Source organism: Levilactobacillus tangyuanensis, assembly GCF_003946545.1.
GTDB classification, from domain to species: domain Bacteria; phylum Bacillota; class Bacilli; order Lactobacillales; family Lactobacillaceae; genus Levilactobacillus; species Levilactobacillus tangyuanensis.
Genome location: NZ_RHOA01000004.1, coordinates 107,155 through 123,843 on the forward strand (window position 1 = coordinate 107,155; position 16,689 = coordinate 123,843).

At 49.3% G+C, this 16,689-nt stretch carries 14 protein-coding genes, 2 tRNA genes and 1 pseudogene; 10 read left to right on the plus strand and 7 right to left on the minus strand.

All coding sequences use genetic code 11. The features are described from left to right. Positions 1-267: 267 nt before the first annotated feature. Positions 268-340 (minus strand) — tRNA-Gln (locus EKM96_RS04985). 174 nt (positions 341-514) lie between these two features. Between EKM96_RS04985 and EKM96_RS04990 the strand changes: the two genes are divergently transcribed. Next, positions 515-588: transfer RNA gene (locus tag EKM96_RS04990), tRNA-Glu, on the plus strand. A 386-nt stretch (positions 589-974) separates the two neighbouring features. On the opposite strand, the gene EKM96_RS04995 is transcribed toward EKM96_RS04990, so the two are convergent. The 3 genes from EKM96_RS04995 to EKM96_RS05005 form a co-directional block, all read right to left on the minus strand. Beyond that, positions 975-2,288: a DUF805 domain-containing protein gene (locus tag EKM96_RS04995; RefSeq protein ID WP_125640631.1), complete on the minus strand. Its 1,314-nt coding sequence runs from the start codon at positions 2,286-2,288 to the stop codon at positions 975-977. A 171-nt stretch (positions 2,289-2,459) separates the two neighbouring features. After that, positions 2,460-2,819 (minus strand): helix-turn-helix domain-containing protein, encoded by a 360-nt coding sequence (locus EKM96_RS05000; protein WP_125640634.1) that lies wholly within the window; start codon positions 2,817-2,819, stop codon positions 2,460-2,462. A gap of 210 nt (positions 2,820-3,029) precedes the next feature. Then, positions 3,030-3,716: an EAL domain-containing protein gene (locus EKM96_RS05005; protein ID WP_125640636.1), complete on the minus strand. Its 687-nt coding sequence runs from the start codon at positions 3,714-3,716 to the stop codon at positions 3,030-3,032. Between the two features lie 292 nt (positions 3,717-4,008). Between EKM96_RS05005 and EKM96_RS05010 the strand changes: the two genes are divergently transcribed. Next, positions 4,009-5,133 (plus strand): diguanylate cyclase, encoded by a 1,125-nt coding sequence (locus tag EKM96_RS05010; RefSeq protein WP_125640638.1) that lies wholly within the window; start codon positions 4,009-4,011, stop codon positions 5,131-5,133. 90 nt (positions 5,134-5,223) lie between these two features. Next, complete coding sequence (locus tag EKM96_RS05015) at positions 5,224-5,427, plus strand: hypothetical protein (protein ID WP_125640641.1); 204 nt, start codon at positions 5,224-5,226, stop codon at positions 5,425-5,427. A gap of 41 nt (positions 5,428-5,468) precedes the next feature. Here the strand turns inward: EKM96_RS05015 and EKM96_RS05020 are convergent, their stop codons facing one another. Beyond that, the gene (locus tag EKM96_RS05020) at positions 5,469-5,798 is read right to left on the minus strand and encodes a hypothetical protein (RefSeq protein ID WP_125640644.1); all 330 of its coding nucleotides are present in this window, start codon (positions 5,796-5,798) and stop codon (positions 5,469-5,471) included. 171 nt (positions 5,799-5,969) lie between these two features. Between EKM96_RS05020 and EKM96_RS05025 the strand changes: the two are divergent. The 3 genes and pseudogenes from EKM96_RS05025 (at position 5,970) to EKM96_RS05035 (ending at position 10,691) form a co-directional block, all read left to right on the plus strand. Beyond that, a pseudogene (locus EKM96_RS05025) lies at positions 5,970-7,703 on the plus strand (ABC transporter ATP-binding protein). After that, complete coding sequence (locus EKM96_RS05030) at positions 7,696-9,528, plus strand: ABC transporter ATP-binding protein (RefSeq protein ID WP_125640647.1); 1,833 nt, start codon at positions 7,696-7,698, stop codon at positions 9,526-9,528. Before EKM96_RS05025 ends, EKM96_RS05030 begins: the two are co-directional and overlap by 8 nt. 152 nt (positions 9,529-9,680) lie before the next feature. Beyond that, complete coding sequence (locus EKM96_RS05035) at positions 9,681-10,691, plus strand: serine hydrolase domain-containing protein (RefSeq protein WP_125640650.1); 1,011 nt, start codon at positions 9,681-9,683, stop codon at positions 10,689-10,691. Between the two features lie 96 nt (positions 10,692-10,787). Here EKM96_RS05035 and EKM96_RS05040 read toward each other — a convergent pair whose 3' ends face one another. Next, positions 10,788-11,492 (minus strand): type 1 glutamine amidotransferase, encoded by a 705-nt coding sequence (locus EKM96_RS05040; RefSeq protein ID WP_125640653.1) that lies wholly within the window; start codon positions 11,490-11,492, stop codon positions 10,788-10,790. After that, positions 11,489-12,838: a Mur ligase family protein gene (locus EKM96_RS05045; RefSeq protein WP_125640656.1), complete on the minus strand. Its 1,350-nt coding sequence runs from the start codon at positions 12,836-12,838 to the stop codon at positions 11,489-11,491. Before EKM96_RS05045 ends, EKM96_RS05040 begins: the two co-directional genes overlap by 4 nt. 203 nt (positions 12,839-13,041) lie before the next feature. Between EKM96_RS05045 and EKM96_RS05050 the strand changes: the two genes are divergently transcribed. From EKM96_RS05050 to EKM96_RS05065, 4 genes are all read left to right on the plus strand, one after another. Continuing rightward, the gene (locus EKM96_RS05050; protein ID WP_125640659.1) at positions 13,042-13,626 is read left to right on the plus strand and encodes a thymidine kinase; all 585 of its coding nucleotides are present in this window, start codon (positions 13,042-13,044) and stop codon (positions 13,624-13,626) included. A gap of 68 nt (positions 13,627-13,694) precedes the next feature. Then, entirely contained in the window at positions 13,695-14,780 is a 1,086-nt protein-coding gene (prfA, locus tag EKM96_RS05055) for a peptide chain release factor 1 (protein WP_125640662.1), read from the plus strand. Further along, the gene (prmC, locus tag EKM96_RS05060) at positions 14,773-15,615 is read left to right on the plus strand and encodes a peptide chain release factor N(5)-glutamine methyltransferase (RefSeq protein WP_125640665.1); all 843 of its coding nucleotides are present in this window, start codon (positions 14,773-14,775) and stop codon (positions 15,613-15,615) included. Before prfA ends, prmC begins: the two co-directional genes overlap by 8 nt. Positions 15,616-15,634: 19 nt before the next feature. Then, positions 15,635-16,651: an L-threonylcarbamoyladenylate synthase gene (locus EKM96_RS05065; protein ID WP_125640668.1), complete on the plus strand. Its 1,017-nt coding sequence runs from the start codon at positions 15,635-15,637 to the stop codon at positions 16,649-16,651. Positions 16,652-16,689: the final 38 nt, after the last annotated feature.

A 16,689-nucleotide genomic window follows, 5' to 3' on the forward strand; every position in this document is an offset into this window, starting at 1 on the left:
CCGGCCGAGGTAACCGCTTTTATTGCGTAGACGTCGTCAGTACAATGCATGGGTAGATTATAGAAACAGTCGTCAACAATAGCTGTATCAGGAAAAAGATCTTTTCACGGCGGCATCAATTGTCCCATGTTGGTCAAACTAAGTGATCATTCCCACAAATGGTGCAGGGATCGAATAAAGGCACGGCCAAATGGCTATGCCTTTTTATGAATAAATAAACCCCAGATATTCAATGCCAGGCATCGAATATCTGGGGTTCATGTCTGATTGGGTATACTGGACTCGAACCAGTAAATTACGGATTCAGAGTCCGCTGCCTTACCAATTTGGCGAATACCCAATAAAGTTATCAAACAACAAATTAATTGTAACTTGTCCAACTATTAGTGTCAACTATCTTTTGGCAGAAAAAGCGATAAATTGCATAAATCCGACTTTTCTCGAATTTTATTACATAATCGATTGACAATTACTGATGGGTAATGTAAAGTAATAGTTGCTTAGTTGATCACATTGCCCGCTGGTCAAACTGGTTTAAGACGTCGCCCTCTCAAGGCGGAGTTACGGGTTCGAGTCCCGTGCGGGTGATAAGTTGAAGTGTACCGGTATCATAAGAAGGCCTAAACGCTGTGTTAACAGTGTTTAGACCTTCTTTTTTCATTCCCAAAATTTTGAAATGACAATACTAAGGTCAAATTAGGTCAAGTGAATCGGGTGACCTTTTTTTCAAGGCTTTTAGTTGTTTTAAGCTCTTTAGTGTCCCACAGACAAAATTTCTGGTCATCTTTTATTCACTTTAACGGGGCTATCCTGCAGTCGATTGAGAGCCACCGGTATCAGCCGTTCAGACACGCGATAGTCGAAAATACTGATGAACAAAAAAGCGACCTGACCGATTGATTATCGGCTGGGTCGCTGAATAATAGCAAAAATAAACGTGAACGTGCGGATGCTTCACCTTACTTGAAAGGGTGTTAGCTTAAATTAATCGTGGCATCAAAATTTTTGAAGTCATTGTCGTCGTCATAATCGTCCGTATCGTAACTCGCATCCCACTTTAAACGAATGCTAGAAAGGTCGGACACGTCATCCAAGGTTGGCAGCAGAAAGTAAAGATCGCCGTCCGATTGCGTACCTGAATTCAAATCACCATCGAAGTCATCACTATCCAGGGAATCAACATCAACCTGTTGGCCATCGTCAGTACTCAAGGTTGCTTGGGTTGGGTAGGCTGAGATATCACGGCCGGCATCGATGGACATGTGGACCTTTACAACACCATTGAAATCCGACTTGTCCTTGCCGCTCCCTTGCGTGTAAACGCCGTCGGTTTTATAGAGCGTGACCTTGTCGATCGCAAAGGTCGATTGAGCCCAGTCCTCGGAATAATCCGTGGTAAAGTCTTGTTTGTCCGCAATGTCGATAGAACCGTCTCCGAGTTTAATCCGGTCGGATGAGCTTGAATCGCTTTCGTCGTCGGTGTCATCGGTTGAAGCATCGTCCCTCGCAGCGGGTTGAGTGGAACTATCTTGAGCAAGCGGCATGTCGCCTGTATACTCGGCGATTGGTCTCATCATCGCGGTCATCAGTAGCGACCCAACAATGAGGATTGTCCAGGTCCACCATTTCTTTTGCCAGGGTTTAACAACCTTCTTAGTATCAAAACGTTTTCCCAGCGCATTGGCCGGCTGAACAAACATCACGATAGCAATGATCGTGCCAAAGAATGGAATAAGGATTAACCATAAAAAGTGACCGGATCGATTAGTATCATGTAGTCGGCGAATTTCAGACGTCAAGTACATGACGGAGGTCAGGGTAAATATGAGTGAAATTAAAAATAAGAGCAATAACCAACCGTTCACGGCTCCTAGGCTCACGTGTTCAAGTGTTGAGGCCAGTGGAAACGAAACGATAAAATCTATGATAAATAGGGCCAAGAACTGCCACCAGAAGTCAGCGCGGCTCATTCGACCGGAAATCGTGAACATATCCTTGAAACCACGTTTAAACGATTTGACCAGGCCGGGCTTGTCAGGATGAGCAGTGTTGGTTACCGGTGAGATAACGGGGCCTGACTCTGAGTTGACGGTCGTCTCTGAATCAGAGCTGACCGAACTCTCTGACGCGGATCCAGCATCTGTTTCTGAAGTGGGTTCCACCTCACTGTCTGGTTCGCTTGAAGAGTCCTGATAGGTGGGTTGTTCGGTCCCGCAGTACGGACAGAAACGGACATCTATCGGAATCGCCTTCCCACATTTTACGCAAAATCGGTGTTCTTTAGTCATTTTCTTCCTCCCAAAATAGGTGTTCAGCTTTTAAAGTCATCAGTTTTGGACGCATAACTCGGTTTGCTGGTTTTGCTGTTATCACTATTTAAGAGAATGAATGATGAGACAAGTCATGCGTCGACCGCACTCCGAAAGGGTCAACGCATGACTAAGTTTTATCGTTGATTGTTACTGGTGTAATGGGCGCTTCCAGAAGATCGTCGATATGGCGACCCGTAGCTGTTCTCTTTCAATTTCCGTCAGTTCTTCGCCACCATAGGTTAGCAGCCCTTGATGATCTTGTAGGAATTTCTGTAAATCATGAGAACTACTGGGTTGTGAGGGGGCTTGATTATCGTGGCGACCCAATAAATCGTCCAATGTCACACCGAAAAAGGTGGCCAGATGAAGCATCATGTCATAACTCGGTTCCGATTGGTGGGTCTCCCAACTGGCAACGGTTTGCTGGGAAACCTTCAATAAGTCAGCGAGTTCTCGTTGACTTAGCTTGAGTTGCTTTCTTAATTCCTTGATGCGATTGGCTAACATAAGAACCCCCTAAGAAATAACCATACCATGATTAGTGGCGGTTTTAATGGTTTACTATGAACATGCGTAAAACTAATTATATGACAGGCTATCGTGGTATTAAATAACAACATAATGTAGTAAGTAACTTTTAACATAAAAAGCATCTGTTCCCTTTAAGCGTTGTCAACCGGTCATTTTGGTTGGCAATGATAAAAGGACAGATGTTTTTTATCGTTGGTTTCTTAACAGGTCTTCCGGTAGCGGATGCGGCTTACCGTAGTACCAGCCTTGGCGATTAGGAATACCGAGCTGATTAGCCAGGTCGTGATCGGTCTTGGTTTCAACCCCCTCAAGAATGAAGCGTAGGCGGTATTGTTGGGCAATTTTTAACCAGAAATGAAGAGCGGGTTGAATTTCTGTTTCCCGATGGGCTTCACGGAAATTTTGTAAGGGAAACTTCAATTCGCTGACAGCCGATAGAAGGGGTTCTAAGTGCTCGTAAGTATTGAGACCGGTTCCCACATCGTCTAGGCTGAGCTGAATGCCATGGTCGTCGAAGTAATGAATCTGCTCACTGAGTTGCCGTTCGGTGACGGGATGGGCGGTAGGTTCCTCTGTGACCTCTAGAACTAGATTAATTGGGTAGATGGCGCGTTGGGCCTGAATGATGGCCTGAGCCATGCTTCGATCTAGGAATTGGTGTTCATTGACATTGAACGACAGCGACCCCACCTTCAGCTGTAATTGCTGGGCCGCTTGCTCAATTAAGCGGGCTTCATCATCCACCGCGATTCCCGTTGTAGCGGTGGGGGTCAGCCATTGTCCTGACTGTTTTTGCCGGAGAAGAAGTTCGTACCCAATCACGCTGTCATTGATGGCATCGACTTGCGGTTGAATAAAATAGCGATAGGTCATTCTGAACATCCTCCCAACTTAATACTTATGTCTATCATACTTTAATAGGCAGAAATAAAATAGTGACATCTTGAAGAAATCGATGGTAAAATGAGCACCCCAGTTGGCAAAATGAGTAACAGATTAGTTTATCTGGAAAACTCGTGCATTATAATTAGGGTTGTTTTATAGTTAAAGTAAGCGTCCAGATAGCCACAATTGTCAATGTGGTAAATCACTATTAGGATAATTCAATACGGGACCACTTTAAAAGGTCACTTAATAATCTATCTACAGTAAGGAGCATGATGAGATGGCTTGGTCAGTTTGGCTAGTACCGCCAATCATTACCAGCGTGTTCTTTGTCCTTGGGGTCATTACCCTTTATTGGTCAATCTTCAACTGGGTTACCGCGCGGGTTCAGGCACATCATGAACCGAACACGGTTAAAAAAATTCAAGTCGCCATTGGGACGGCGTGTGCCGTCGTTTCGATTTTTGCGTTACAAGTCATTGTTCGTGGCAGCCATCTGGCATGGACCTTCACCAATTTTCAATTACTGCTACTAATCTTTGTGGCTTACTTCCTTCAATTACGGATTCCCTATTGGGTCATTCTTATTTCCGGGGTAGGCTTCATGGTCCTTAATGGCAATGTGTCGGCACCGTTGTCGTGGGTCTATACGATTGTCTTCGTGTTGTTCTATGTCGTGTCGTATCGACAGAGCTTAAAGCTCAATCGTTGGCCGTTTGCACGGTATATGGCGATTGCCCTGGTGTTCGCGCTAGTTCTTTGGTTTTTGGTTAAGCAACGTTATAGCCTGAGCTGGGGCAACTATGTGACGGAAATTGCCGACTATGCTTTATTGGCAGCACTGATGTACGGCTACTTTATCATTCAAAACAAGGACCGCCGCATCAAGGACCGCCTGTTCCAATCGGCCAACTGGGATGCCTTAACTCATGTCCAAAATTACGCGGCGTTTGACCGGGCCATTGGCTATCAATTCCAGCAAAGCTTGGAACACGACCATGACTTGTCGATGATTATGTTTGATATCGATCACTTCAAGCGAGTCAATGATGGCTATGGGCATTTGGCCGGGGATGAGGTCCTGAAGCAGGTGGCTTCGCAGGTCACCGACGTCTTACAAAGTCTGGACCCTAGTCTAATTCTTTATCGAACCGGTGGGGAAGAGTTTAATATTATCTTGCCAGGGTATGACCTGGAGCAAACGCGACCAATCGCTGGTCAGGTCTTCCATGGGGTTCAACATCTGGTGGTTACGTACAATGAAATTGATATTCAGGTCAGTATTTCAGTCGGGGTTTCTCGACTGGTTGAGACGGATCACAATCCCTTGGACTTTTACAAGCGGGTGGATGCAAATCTCTATCATTCAAAACAGAATGGTCGGCAACAGATTACGGTTGCTTAATGCTCGGTGTTTTTACGTGTTTTTATAATAAAAATAGTGTAAACTAACGACAAGTTAAGTTGAACGGCTTAGCAGAATGGAGCGATCAACGTGATCTTTTGGTTATTAGCACTATTTTTATTGTTTCCCGTTCTCCGGATTGTTTTCGGATTGGGTGGCTGGTTGTTGGGCCTACTAGGAACCCTGATTGTTGGGGCAATTGTCCTCGTCGCCTTTGCAGCTTTCTTCTGGGTTTTTATCGCCGCCGCGTTAGTATTTGGTGGCCTGTGGATCTCACGATCCCTCTTAAGTTAAAATCAAAAGCGAATGGCACAGCCATTCGCTTTTTTCGTGACCTATTCAAAAGAGATTTCCACCAGATAGGTGTGTTCGGATGGAATATGACTGGTTGTAATCCAGACCTGCTGGTAGTCTAGCTTGGAACTGCTGGTCAAGTCGAAGAAGTCGTTGAGCAGGTCGCCATTCTTCGCTAGGAAGTCTTCGTTCATCAGATTCACTTGTAAGTGGTTAACCGGGAAATAGAGATCTGCGTTGGCGACGGTGACCGTATCGGGGACACCGACCGCGATGACATTGCTATTCCGGCGTTTGATAAACGTCATTTCCGGTTGATGCCGATGGATATAGGTTAAGACGTTATAGATTGAATCAGAGTTACTCGCCACAATTCTCTAGCTCCCTTCGATGCTTACATTGTAACAAAAACTGGTCGCATTACCAGTGACTGATGATTGGGTCTTCATTGATTGCAAAAGAAAGTCAGTTGGGTATAATTATCGCATATGCTTTTTATTAAATAAGACAATGAAATAAGAGAGAAAGAAGGCCAAAATCAAATGATACGACTAGCCCGTAAACACCTTGACTGGTGGGCGGTTATCCTGGCGGTTGTGTTCATGATCGTCCAGGTATCCTGTGATCTTTCCTTACCGACGTTAACCTCGGATATTATCGATAAGGGGATTGCCACGAATGATATTGCCTACATCTGGCGCACTGGGGGCAAAATGCTCCTGCTGAGTTTTATTGGTGTCCTGGGGGCGGCCGGCAATGTTTACTTTGCGGCCACTCAATCCCAGAAGATGGGGCAACGCATCCGGTCCGGCATTTTTAAGAAGGTCACGTTTTCATCAACCGAGGAATTTGAAACGGTTGGGAATGCTTCCTTGATTACGCGAACCACTAACGACGTTGTCCAGATTCAAAATGTCATGGTGCAGATGCTGCGAATGATGTTGATGGCACCCATCATGTTAGTGGGTGCGGGCGTGTTGGCCTACGTTAAGAGTCCACGCCTAACGGTGGTCTTCTTGGTTGCATTGCCCGTGCTGGCCGCCTTTACCGGGGTCATTATGTACTTTGCCGTGCCACTCTTTAAGAGCCTCCAAAAGAAGATTGATCGGATTAACCTCATCTTCCGGGAAGGATTAACGGGGGTTCGGGTTATTCGGGCCTTCAATCAAGATGAATTCGAACAGGATCGTTTCGAGAAATCCAACCGAGACTACACGCAGACCGGGATCAAGGTCTTTATGATTGTTTCCCTGATGTTCCCAATTATTACTTTAATTATTAGTGGCACCAACATTGGGATCGTTTGGTATGGGGGTCAATTGATTTCCAGCCAAGCCATGGAAGTGGGTAATTTAGTTGCCTTCATGACTTATGCGACTCAGATTCTGATTAGCTTCATGATGGTTTCCATGGTGTTTGTGTTCGTGCCACGGGCCCAGGCCTCGGCCGCCCGGATTAACGAAGTCATGGATCTTAAATCAAAGATTAACGATGCTGACCAACCGGTCGATTTTGACCACAGCCAGGCTAGTCTAAGCTTTGAACACGTTAACTTCCGGTACACTGGCGCCGAAGAACTGGCGTTGGCCGATGTTAACTTTTCGGCCAAGGCGGGGCAAACGGTCGCCATCATTGGGGGAACCGGTTCGGGTAAGTCGACCTTGGTTAACCTGATTCCCCGCCTGTTTGACCCCGAAAGTGGCCAAATTATGGTTGATGGGTCGCCATTGCCGGCCGTCAGCCAGGCCGATCTGCACGCGGCCATTTCAATCACGCAACAGCAAGCGGTCCTGTTTTCTGGGACGATCCGGACCAATATGGTCTATGGGATGGCGGACGCGAGCGATGATCAAATCTGGCACGCACTCGACATTGCCCAAGCAACGGACTTCGTTAAGGAGGCTGGTGGCTTGGATGCCGTGGTCGAACAGAATGGGGATAACTTCTCGGGTGGTCAACGACAACGGTTAGTCATTGCGCGAACCATCTTGAAGTAGGCAAGTGTTTACATTTTCGATGATTCCTTCTCGGCTTTGGACTTTAAGACGGACGCCGCCTTACGGGAAGCCCTTAAGACTGATGACCAAGTGAACCAAGGCGTCACGGTCATCGTTGCCCAACGGGTTTCCACGGTGGCCAACGCCGACCTGATCCTCGTGATCGATGGTGGACGGATTGTCGGCCAAGGGACTCACGATGAACTGAAAGAAACGAACAAGACCTACCAGGAAATTCTGGAGTCTCAACTCCGAAAGGGGGATGTGATCGATGCGTAATGGACGCGGTGCTGCAACGAAGCAGCGACCTCAAAGCTTTTGGCGGACCACATTCCGTCTCTTCCGGTACATGAAGCACTGGTTGCCCGGGATCTCACTGGTCTTGGTCTTAGCCACGGTAGCGGTTATTTTACAAATCCGGACGCCTAAGATCTTAGGGAAGGCAACCACGGAACTTTTCAAGGGCGTGATGAAGGGGCAAGCCGAGCTGAAGGCGGGGCTGCCAATTCACAATCTGCCTGTGAACTTTGACAAGATTGGCCACATTCTATTGATCGTTGGGGTCATGTATGCCGGGGCAGCCGTCTTTAATGTCATTCAGTCCATCATCATGAACTGGATTTCCCAAAAGGTGGTTTACCAACTGCGCCGGGACTTGAAAGAGAAGATGAAGGTTCTGCCAATCAGTTACTACGATAGCCATAGTAACGGGGACCTGATGTCGCGGATGGCTAACGATATGGATAACATTGGTGGGACGTTACAACAGACGCTCTCACAATTGGTGACCAGTGTCCTGACGTTCTTTGGGGTCCTCTACATGATGCTCACCATTAGTGGCTGGCTCACCTTAGTCGCGTTGGTTTCCGTGCCCTTGAGTCTCCTCGTGGTGATGTTGGTTGCTCCGCGGTCACAGAAGTTTTTCGCCGGGCAACAAAAGAACCTGGGTCTATTGAACAACACGGTTGAAGAAACTTACGCGGGTCATACCGTTGTGAAGACCTTCAACCGCGAACAGGCCACACAGGAACAATTCGAAGAGCACAACCAGAAATATTATCAATCAGCCTGGAAGGCGCAATTTGTTTCCAGCTTGATCTTTCCACTGATGAACTTCGTTAAGAACCTGGATTACCTGGCGGTCGCCGTGATTGGTGGGATTCAAGTGGCCAATGGCCAAGTGAGCTTGGGGAACGTGCAGGCATTCCTGCAATACACGAACCAATTTTCACAACCCATCACGCAGATGGCCAACCTGACCAACACGATTCAAGCCACAATTGCCTCGGCCGAACGGATCTTTGCCGTTCTCGATGAGGGGGAAATGCCGGCGAGTGAAACCGTGACTGAAAAGGCTGATACGGCTAACATCTTGGAATTTGACGATGTTAGCTTCCAATACGTTGATGACACGCCATTGATTGCCGACTTTAACTTAAAGGTTAAGCCGGGGGAAATGGTCGCCATCGTTGGGCCGACCGGTGCCGGGAAGACTACGATTATTAACCTGCTTGAACGTTTCTATGACGTTAAGGGCGGGGAGATTCGGTTCCAAGGCCAGAATACCAAGCAATTATCCCGAAACGATTTACGGAAACATTTTGCGATGGTTCTGCAGGATACCTGGCTCTTCACGGGTTCGATTTTTGACAACATCAAGTATGGTCGTGAGGATGCTACCGATGACGACGTGTACGCGGCGGCTAAAGCAGCTCATGCGGATACCTTCATTCGGCAACTGCCTGATGGTTATGATACGGTGTTGAATGAGGCCGCAACCAATATTTCCCAAGGCCAACGGCAATTGTTGACGATTGCCCGGGCCTTCGTTGCCGATCCGGATGTTTTAATCCTGGATGAGGCCACGAGTTCTGTGGATACACGGACTGAAATGCTGATTCAAAAGGCCATGGAAAGTCTCCTGGCCGGTCGGACCAGCTTCGTGGTTGCGCACCGACTGTCAACGATTCAAAATGCCGAGAACATTGTGGTGATGAACCACGGGCATATTGTTGAAACCGGGAACCACGATAGCTTATTGGCGGCGGATGGGTTCTACGCGGACCTGTACAACAGTCAATTTAAGGGAAACAACTTAGCTTAAACTGATCATGATGGATTGTGAGGCGTTTGCTGGCCGTGAGACCGCAGCACCGCGCAATCTATTTTTTTATAATCGAACGAATTTTAACCGTAAATAGCTGGCAGGTTGGCCTGGGTAAGCTACAATAGAAGACAGAGAGAGGGCGTGTTGGTGTGGCATATACACAGACAAAGGCGGCGTTACAGCGGCTGATTGATGATGGGGTAGTTCCAGGGGTAAGCTATGCCTTCGTCGATGGCGATCGGGTATTGAGTGGCGCGATGGGACGAGCGGCAATCGTGCCGCGGTCGGAAGTGCTCCGACCAGGCATGACTTATGACGTGGCGTCCCTGACTAAAGTAGTGGGGACACTGACGGTCACCCTGCAACTACTTGCTCAGGGTCGCCTGCGGCTGACGGATTCGCTGCATGATTGGTTACCGGGGTGGGCGGACCGGCGGGTGACGATTCATCACTTACTCACGCATACCTCTGGTATCATTGGGTACATTCCTAATCGGGATGCGCTGAATGCCGAAGAGTTAACGGCGGCGCTATTGACCCTGCACGTTGGGCCAACCTTCAATCGTAAAATGGTGTATGCCGATGTGAACTATATTTTCCTGGGATGGATCTTGGAACAAGCGCTGGGGGCGCCCGTGCAGGACCTTGTTCGGCAGCGAGTCCTGGAGCCACTCGGTATGCGGCACAGCACCTTTACGCCAAGCGATCCCACCCAATGTGTGCCAACGGCCTTTGCGCCGGGCCGCGGAATGGTGCGGGGACAGGTCCACGATCCCAAGGCGTTTGTCCTGGGCAAGCGGTGTGGCTCGGCGGGCTTGTTCAGCACGGCGGCCGACCTGGCGACCTTTTGTCAGGGGGTTCTGCATCCGGAAAGGGTCGCGGCGGTCTTGCCACCAGCCTGGGTTCATCGCTTAACGGCGGATTTGACCCCGTCTGGAAAGGCGCGGCGGTCTTTGGGCTGGGCATTAACGGTAGCCCAGACGCCAACGCCCCACTGGGTCATCTGGCACTCCGGTTTTACCGGCACTTATTTGGCCCTAGACCCGGCAACCGATCAGGCCATGGTCTTCCTGACCAATCGGGTTCATCCCTATGCCCCGAACGAGCCGTACCTCGACCAACGCAACGCGGTCGTTGGTACCTACTTAGCAGAAAAATAACGATAGTCCGGATACCAATTGCAGGGTATCCGGACTTTTTGCGTAAAAAAACCGTCATACCGAGGATCCGGCGTGACGGTCGTTGATTGTAAAGTTTTAGAATGTGGCAGGAATCGGTAAAGCCTCTTGTTCACTGAAGTCGACGTCAGGGTATTTACGCTTCAACGCGGCAATCAGTAAGTGTTTAGCAATATTCCCATTACGAGTTAACACGGGGCCGTGGAAGTAGGAACAGTAGACGTTCTTATAGATAGCGCCCTCTGATCCATCCTCACCATTATTGCCCTTACCGGAAAGAACGTGGCCCAGGGGCCGTTCGTCTGCACCCAAGAAAGTTCGGCCTTGGTGATTTTCAAAGCCATGGTAAGTTTCGCCGGTTTCTTCATTCTTGATTTCGATGTTCCCAATGAATCGGTTGTTGTCTTGGGATAAGGTGTAATGGTCCAAGGCGCCGATGCCGGGCATCTTTTCGCCGTCGGCCCCAACGTAGTAGTGACCCAATAGTTGGAAGCCCCCACAGATGGCTAAAATGGGACCACCGGACTCGATGAATTTAGTCAGCTCGGCTTTCTTTGTTTGGATGTCCTTGGAGACAATGGTCTGTTCGAAGTCTTGGCCACCGCCAAACAACGCCATGTCGTAGTCGTCTGAGTGAAATTCTTCGTCCAGGCTGACAACGGTGACCTTGATGTCGACGTCCATTTGCTTCGCGTAGTACTTCAATGCCAGAATGTTACCGGCATCGCCATACGTATTCATTAGGTCACCATAGAGGTGAGCAACGTTTAGTTCATAACTCATTCGCCAATGGCCTCCTTAATGTAGCCTTGTTCCTTCATGATGTCGCGGACCTGGAGCATGGCCGTGTAGGTCGCCAGAACGTAAACGCGTTCGGTTGGTAACTCGGCGATGTCCGCCACAACCTTCTTCAGGTCGGGTTCGACGATGTGTTTGTCATCGGGAACGCCAGCAACTTTCAGCCGGAACGTGATGTCCTTGTAGCGTTCACCACCGGTGATGAACTTCGGGACATCCATCTGGGTCAGCTTTTCAAAGTCGCCGTCCCAGATCCAACTGGTATCAATTCCATCGGCATAGTTTGCGTTCAGCAAGGCTACCAAGGAGAAGGGATGGGTTTCGCGGCTAATGGTCTGTAAGACTTGGTCCAACCCAACCGGGTTCTTGACCAAGATAATGGTGACCTTTTTGCCGTCGACATCGATGACTTCTTGGCGACCGAAGACGCGTTCATCGCTGTTGAACGCATTGCTGATTTCGGTTGGACTGACATCGAAGAATTGACCAACCGCGTAAGCGGCTAGTGCGTTGTAGATGTTATAAGTTCCGCCGATTTGAATCTTGAATGGGTGACCGTCCAATTCAAACTTAGAAGAGGTTGGGGTTTGTTCGCCCAGCTTCGTCAAACGATAGGTGAGCTCAGGGCGAGCAAAGCCACAGTGAGGGCAGAAGTACTTGCCTTGGTTCCCATAGGTTAGGGAATGGTAGTGCAAGATGTGCTCACACTTGGGACAAAGGACGCCATCCGTATTGGCCTTGGCCTTGAAGTCCTGATCGGGTTCGTTGTCGAAGCCGTAGTACAAGATTGGATTCGGTAAGTCCTTTGAGTGGAAGATTGGGGAATCCCCGTTGGCAATGATGGTCGCGTTGGGTGCCAAGGCCACCCCGTCGAGAATTTTTTGGTAAGTGGTGTAGATTTCACCGAAGCGGTCCATCTGATCCCGGAAAATATTGGTAAAGACGAAGGCTTTGGGTTCAATGTATTTAGTAATATTGATGACGTTAGCCTCATCAACTTCTAAGACGGCAATTGGTCGCCCAGATTGAGACTTTTCGGCCTTAAGGAACGTCGTAACGATCCCCTGTTCCATGTTGGAACCGGAGGGGTTGGTCAGGACGCCCGGGTATTTTTCATTCAGTACGGACACGGTGAGGGCAGTCGTCAACGTTTTACCGTTGGTTCCCGTCACGATGACCAGATCATACTTTGCCCCAAGTGCCCGCAAGATGCTGGGGTCGAGAGTCAGAGTAATCTTCCCTGGGAGGGAACTTCCTCCGTTGAGAAATTTATGCAAAAACCAGTACGAGGACTTCCCCGCAAAGGTTGCAACGCCGCTTCTTAATGACATGGATACTTCGCTCCTTATCGAGACAAATTTCGTGTCGAATTCCTTGTTTGTTCAAGTGTTAATTCTAACATGGTTTGGTAGATAAGAGGAGCCATCCGGTTCAGCTTTGGGAAAACGCAAGAAAAGTTTGGCAATCCCACAGTCGAATTTTCGTTAGTGATCGGCTATAATAGATAGAAACTGTCAAAAAGGTGGGAATTAACGTGGCGCAGTTATTTTTTCGGTACGGCGCAATGAATAGTGGGAAGACCATTGAAATCTTGAAGGTCGCTCACAATTACGAGGAACAAGGCAAACGGGTGATCATCATGACGAGTGGTCTGGATACCCGAGACAACGTCGGTTACATCACGAGCCGCATCGGATTGAAACGAGCCGCTCATCCAATCTTTAAAGAGACGAATTTGTACGATGCGATTGAAAAGTTGGATCCAAAGGCCAACTGCGTCTTGATTGACGAGGCCCAATTTTTAACGAAGGAACACGTGTTACAACTCGCAAAAGTGGTCGATGAGTTAAAGATTCCGGTCATGACTTTTGGGTTGAAAAACGATTTCCGCAACGACTTGTTCGAAGGGACAAAGTACCTGCTGCTGTATGCAGATAAAATTGAGGAAATGAAGACCATCTGCTGGTTCTGCACGAAGAAGGCCATCATGAATCTTCGTTTCCATGATAACAAACCCGTGTACGAGGGTGAACAGGTCCAAATTGGTGGTAATGAAACCTATTATCCAGTCTGTCGGCGGCATTATTTTAACCCGCCATTAGATCAGATTGGGAAATAGCCATTTCAGTTAAGCACCGCTAAAGTGACCTGATGCTGGTAACAACTGAACGAAACGAGGTTAATCGAATGGATGAAATGTTTGACAAGCTCCAGGCCGTTGCCGACCGTTATGACGAGCTGAATGAATTAATTAGTGACCCAGAAATCATTGCGGATACGCAACGTTTCATGGCACTTTCAAAAGAAGAAGGGGAACTCCGCGAGACGGTGGACAAGTACCACCAATATCAAGACGTGACCCAACAAATTAGTGACGATGACGAAATGTTACGCGAAAAGTTAGATAGTGACATGGAAACCATGATCAAGGAAGAACTGAAGGACTTAACGTCTCAAAAAGAAGCCTTGGAAGAAGCCATCAAGGTCTTGCTCTTACCTAAAGATCCTAACGATGACAAGAACATCATCATGGAAATCCATGGGGCTGCCGGTGGGGACGAAGCCAGTCTCTTCGCTGCGGACCTCTTTAGCATGTACTCCAAGTATGCCGAACGTCAGGGTTGGCAGATTGAAATTGTCGACGAAAACGATACCGAGGTTGGGGGCTTCAAGGAAATTGTGCTGATGATTTCCGGTGACAAGGTTTACTCCAAGCTGAAGTATGAAAACGGTGCGCACCGGGTGCAACGGGTACCCGTAACAGAATCGGCCGGACGGGTACATACCAGTACCGCAACGGTTGGTGTGATGCCTGAAGAACAAGACGTTGACATTGACATCGATCCTAAGGATATTCGGACCGACGTTTACCGGTCATCCGGTGCCGGTGGGCAACATATTAACAAGACGTCATCCGCCGTGCGGATGACCCACTTACCAACTGGGATCGTCGTGGCCATGCAAGACGAACGGTCACAACAACAGAACCGGGCCAAGGCCATGCAGATTCTGCGGACTCGGGTCTACGACTACTATAAGCAACAGGAAGAAAGTGCCTACAACGCTGAACGAAAGTCAGCCGTGGGGACCGGGGATCGTTCGGAACGGATTCGGACCTACAACTATCCTCAAAACCGGGTCACCGATCACCGAATCGGCTTAACCTTAAACAAGTTAGACCGGATTATGAATGGTGAGTTGGATGATATTGTTGATGCCTTAATTCTGTCGGATCAGGCAGCTAAGCTGGAAGATCTCAAGAACAATGGCTAAGCAAGTGACTTACTTTAGCTTGCTCCATACGGCCCAGGAACAATTGACGGTCGCACGGCAAGATCCTAGTGCGGCGGAATACCTGTTGCTCGAGGGACGGAATTGGCGCTACACGCAGCTGGTCCAACACTACCGGGACGTGGTTCCGGCCTCGGTGTTGGACCAGTTTCGTCATCAGCTAGATCGCGTCTTAGCTGGTGAGCCGGCGCAATACGTATTGGGCCACGCGCCGTTCTATGGCCGTGAGTTTCAGGTGACGGCGGCCACCTTGATTCCCCGTCAGGAGACCGAGGAACTGGTCGAATGGGTCTTAACGGACTGTCCGCAGGAGCCCCTGAAATTAGCCGACATTGGCACCGGTAGCGGCGCCATCGCGCTATCATTGAAGCTGGAACGTCCGGATTGGCAGGTGACCGCCACGGATATTTCTGCGGCGGCCGTTGCAGTGGCTCGGCAAAACGCCGAGGCTTTGAATGCGGCGGTTCGGTTTGAGGTGGGGGATCTGTTGGCGCCATTGGCGGGACAACGATTCGATACGATTGTATCGAACCCGCCCTACATCGACCAGGCGGAACGACCGGTGATGGATGAGTCTGTTAAGCGATTCGAGCCGGACCAGGCGTTGTACGCTGCGGATCATGGGCTGGCTTTCTACCAGCGCTTTGCGGCGGCACTACCGGCATTCTTAACGCCTAAGGGTTGCTTCTTTGCCGAGATTGGCTATCACCAGGGTCCAGCCGTGCGCGAACTCTTCACCGCGGCGTTACCGGCCGCTAGGGTGACGGTCCGTCAGGATATTAATGGCCAGGACCGGATGGTCAAAGTGCAATTGTGATAAGGGAGACTTAATATTTATGGAAACCAAGATCTTTAAACCAACTGAAATTGATGCCGCTGCTCAGGCCATTCGTGACGGCCAACTTGTGGCGTTTCCGACTGAGACCGTTTATGGCTTAGGAGCGGATGCCACCAATGAAGCGGCGGTTAAACAAGTCTATTTAGCGAAGGGTCGTCCTAGCGACAATCCGTTGATTGTTCATGTGACGGGGATGGATACGGTTGAACAGTATGCCCAGCCACTGTCACCGGCGGCTAAGAAGCTCATTAAGGCCTTCTGGCCGGGTCCCTTAACGCTTATCTTTAAGTTACAGCCCGGGAAGCTTTCCTCGGCTGTTACCGGTGGCCTAAACACGGCGGCGTTTCGCAATCCGGACAACCAGGTCACGCTTGACCTGATTCGCACGGCTGGCGTGCCATTGGTCGGGCCATCCGCTAATACGTCGGGCAAGCCCAGTCCAACCTTGGCCAAGCATGTCTACCATGATTTGAATGGCAAGATTGCCGGCATCTTGGATGACGGGCCGACCGAGGTTGGCGTTGAGTCCACGGTGTTGGATATGTCGACGGATATGCCCACTATTTTGCGGCCAGGTGCCGTGACCGAAGAAGAACTAACCGCAGTCATTGGGGATGTTCGCTCCAGTCATCATCGGGTGGGGGCCAAGGAGGTTCCTAAGGCGCCGGGGATGAAATACAAGCACTATGCACCGAATGCCCAAGTGACCATCGTGGATCACGAGGCAGATTGGTCGGCAGCCATGGCGTGGGCCGGTCACCAGGATGGAACCATTGGTGTGATGGCGACCGACCCAATCTTGGCCGAACTGACGTTACCCAACAATACCGAGACGTATTCGTTGGGGGCTAACTTGGATTCGGCGAGTCACCAACTGTTTGCCGGCCTGCGACACTTCGATCTTGAGTCACCAGTCACGGGCATCCTAGCGCAGGGCTTCCCCGATGACGGTCTTGGTGCAGCATACATGAATCGGTTGAACAAGTCAGCTGGCCAAGTCCACTTTGAAAAATAGGCAAAATTAATTGAATCTCGAATGGTGGCGGCCCCACC

Coding starts and splice junctions, on each gene's coding strand:
- EKM96_RS04995 (WP_125640631.1), bottom strand. CDS start 2,288: ATGACTAAAGAACACCGATTTTGCGTAAAATGTGGGAAGGCGATTCCG.
- EKM96_RS05005 (WP_125640636.1), bottom strand. CDS start 3,716: ATGACCTATCGCTATTTTATTCAACCGCAAGTCGATGCCATCAATGAC.
- EKM96_RS05065 (WP_125640668.1), top strand. CDS start 15,635: ATGGAAACCAAGATCTTTAAACCAACTGAAATTGATGCCGCTGCTCAG.
- EKM96_RS05010 (WP_125640638.1), top strand. CDS start 4,009: ATGGCTTGGTCAGTTTGGCTAGTACCGCCAATCATTACCAGCGTGTTC.
- prfA (WP_125640662.1), top strand. CDS start 13,695: ATGGATGAAATGTTTGACAAGCTCCAGGCCGTTGCCGACCGTTATGAC.
- EKM96_RS05000 (WP_125640634.1), bottom strand. CDS start 2,819: ATGTTAGCCAATCGCATCAAGGAATTAAGAAAGCAACTCAAGCTAAGT.
- EKM96_RS05040 (WP_125640653.1), bottom strand. CDS start 11,492: ATGAGTTATGAACTAAACGTTGCTCACCTCTATGGTGACCTAATGAAT.
- EKM96_RS05030 (WP_125640647.1), top strand. CDS start 7,696: ATGCGTAATGGACGCGGTGCTGCAACGAAGCAGCGACCTCAAAGCTTT.
- prmC (WP_125640665.1), top strand. CDS start 14,773: ATGGCTAAGCAAGTGACTTACTTTAGCTTGCTCCATACGGCCCAGGAA.
- EKM96_RS05045 (WP_125640656.1), bottom strand. CDS start 12,838: ATGTCATTAAGAAGCGGCGTTGCAACCTTTGCGGGGAAGTCCTCGTAC.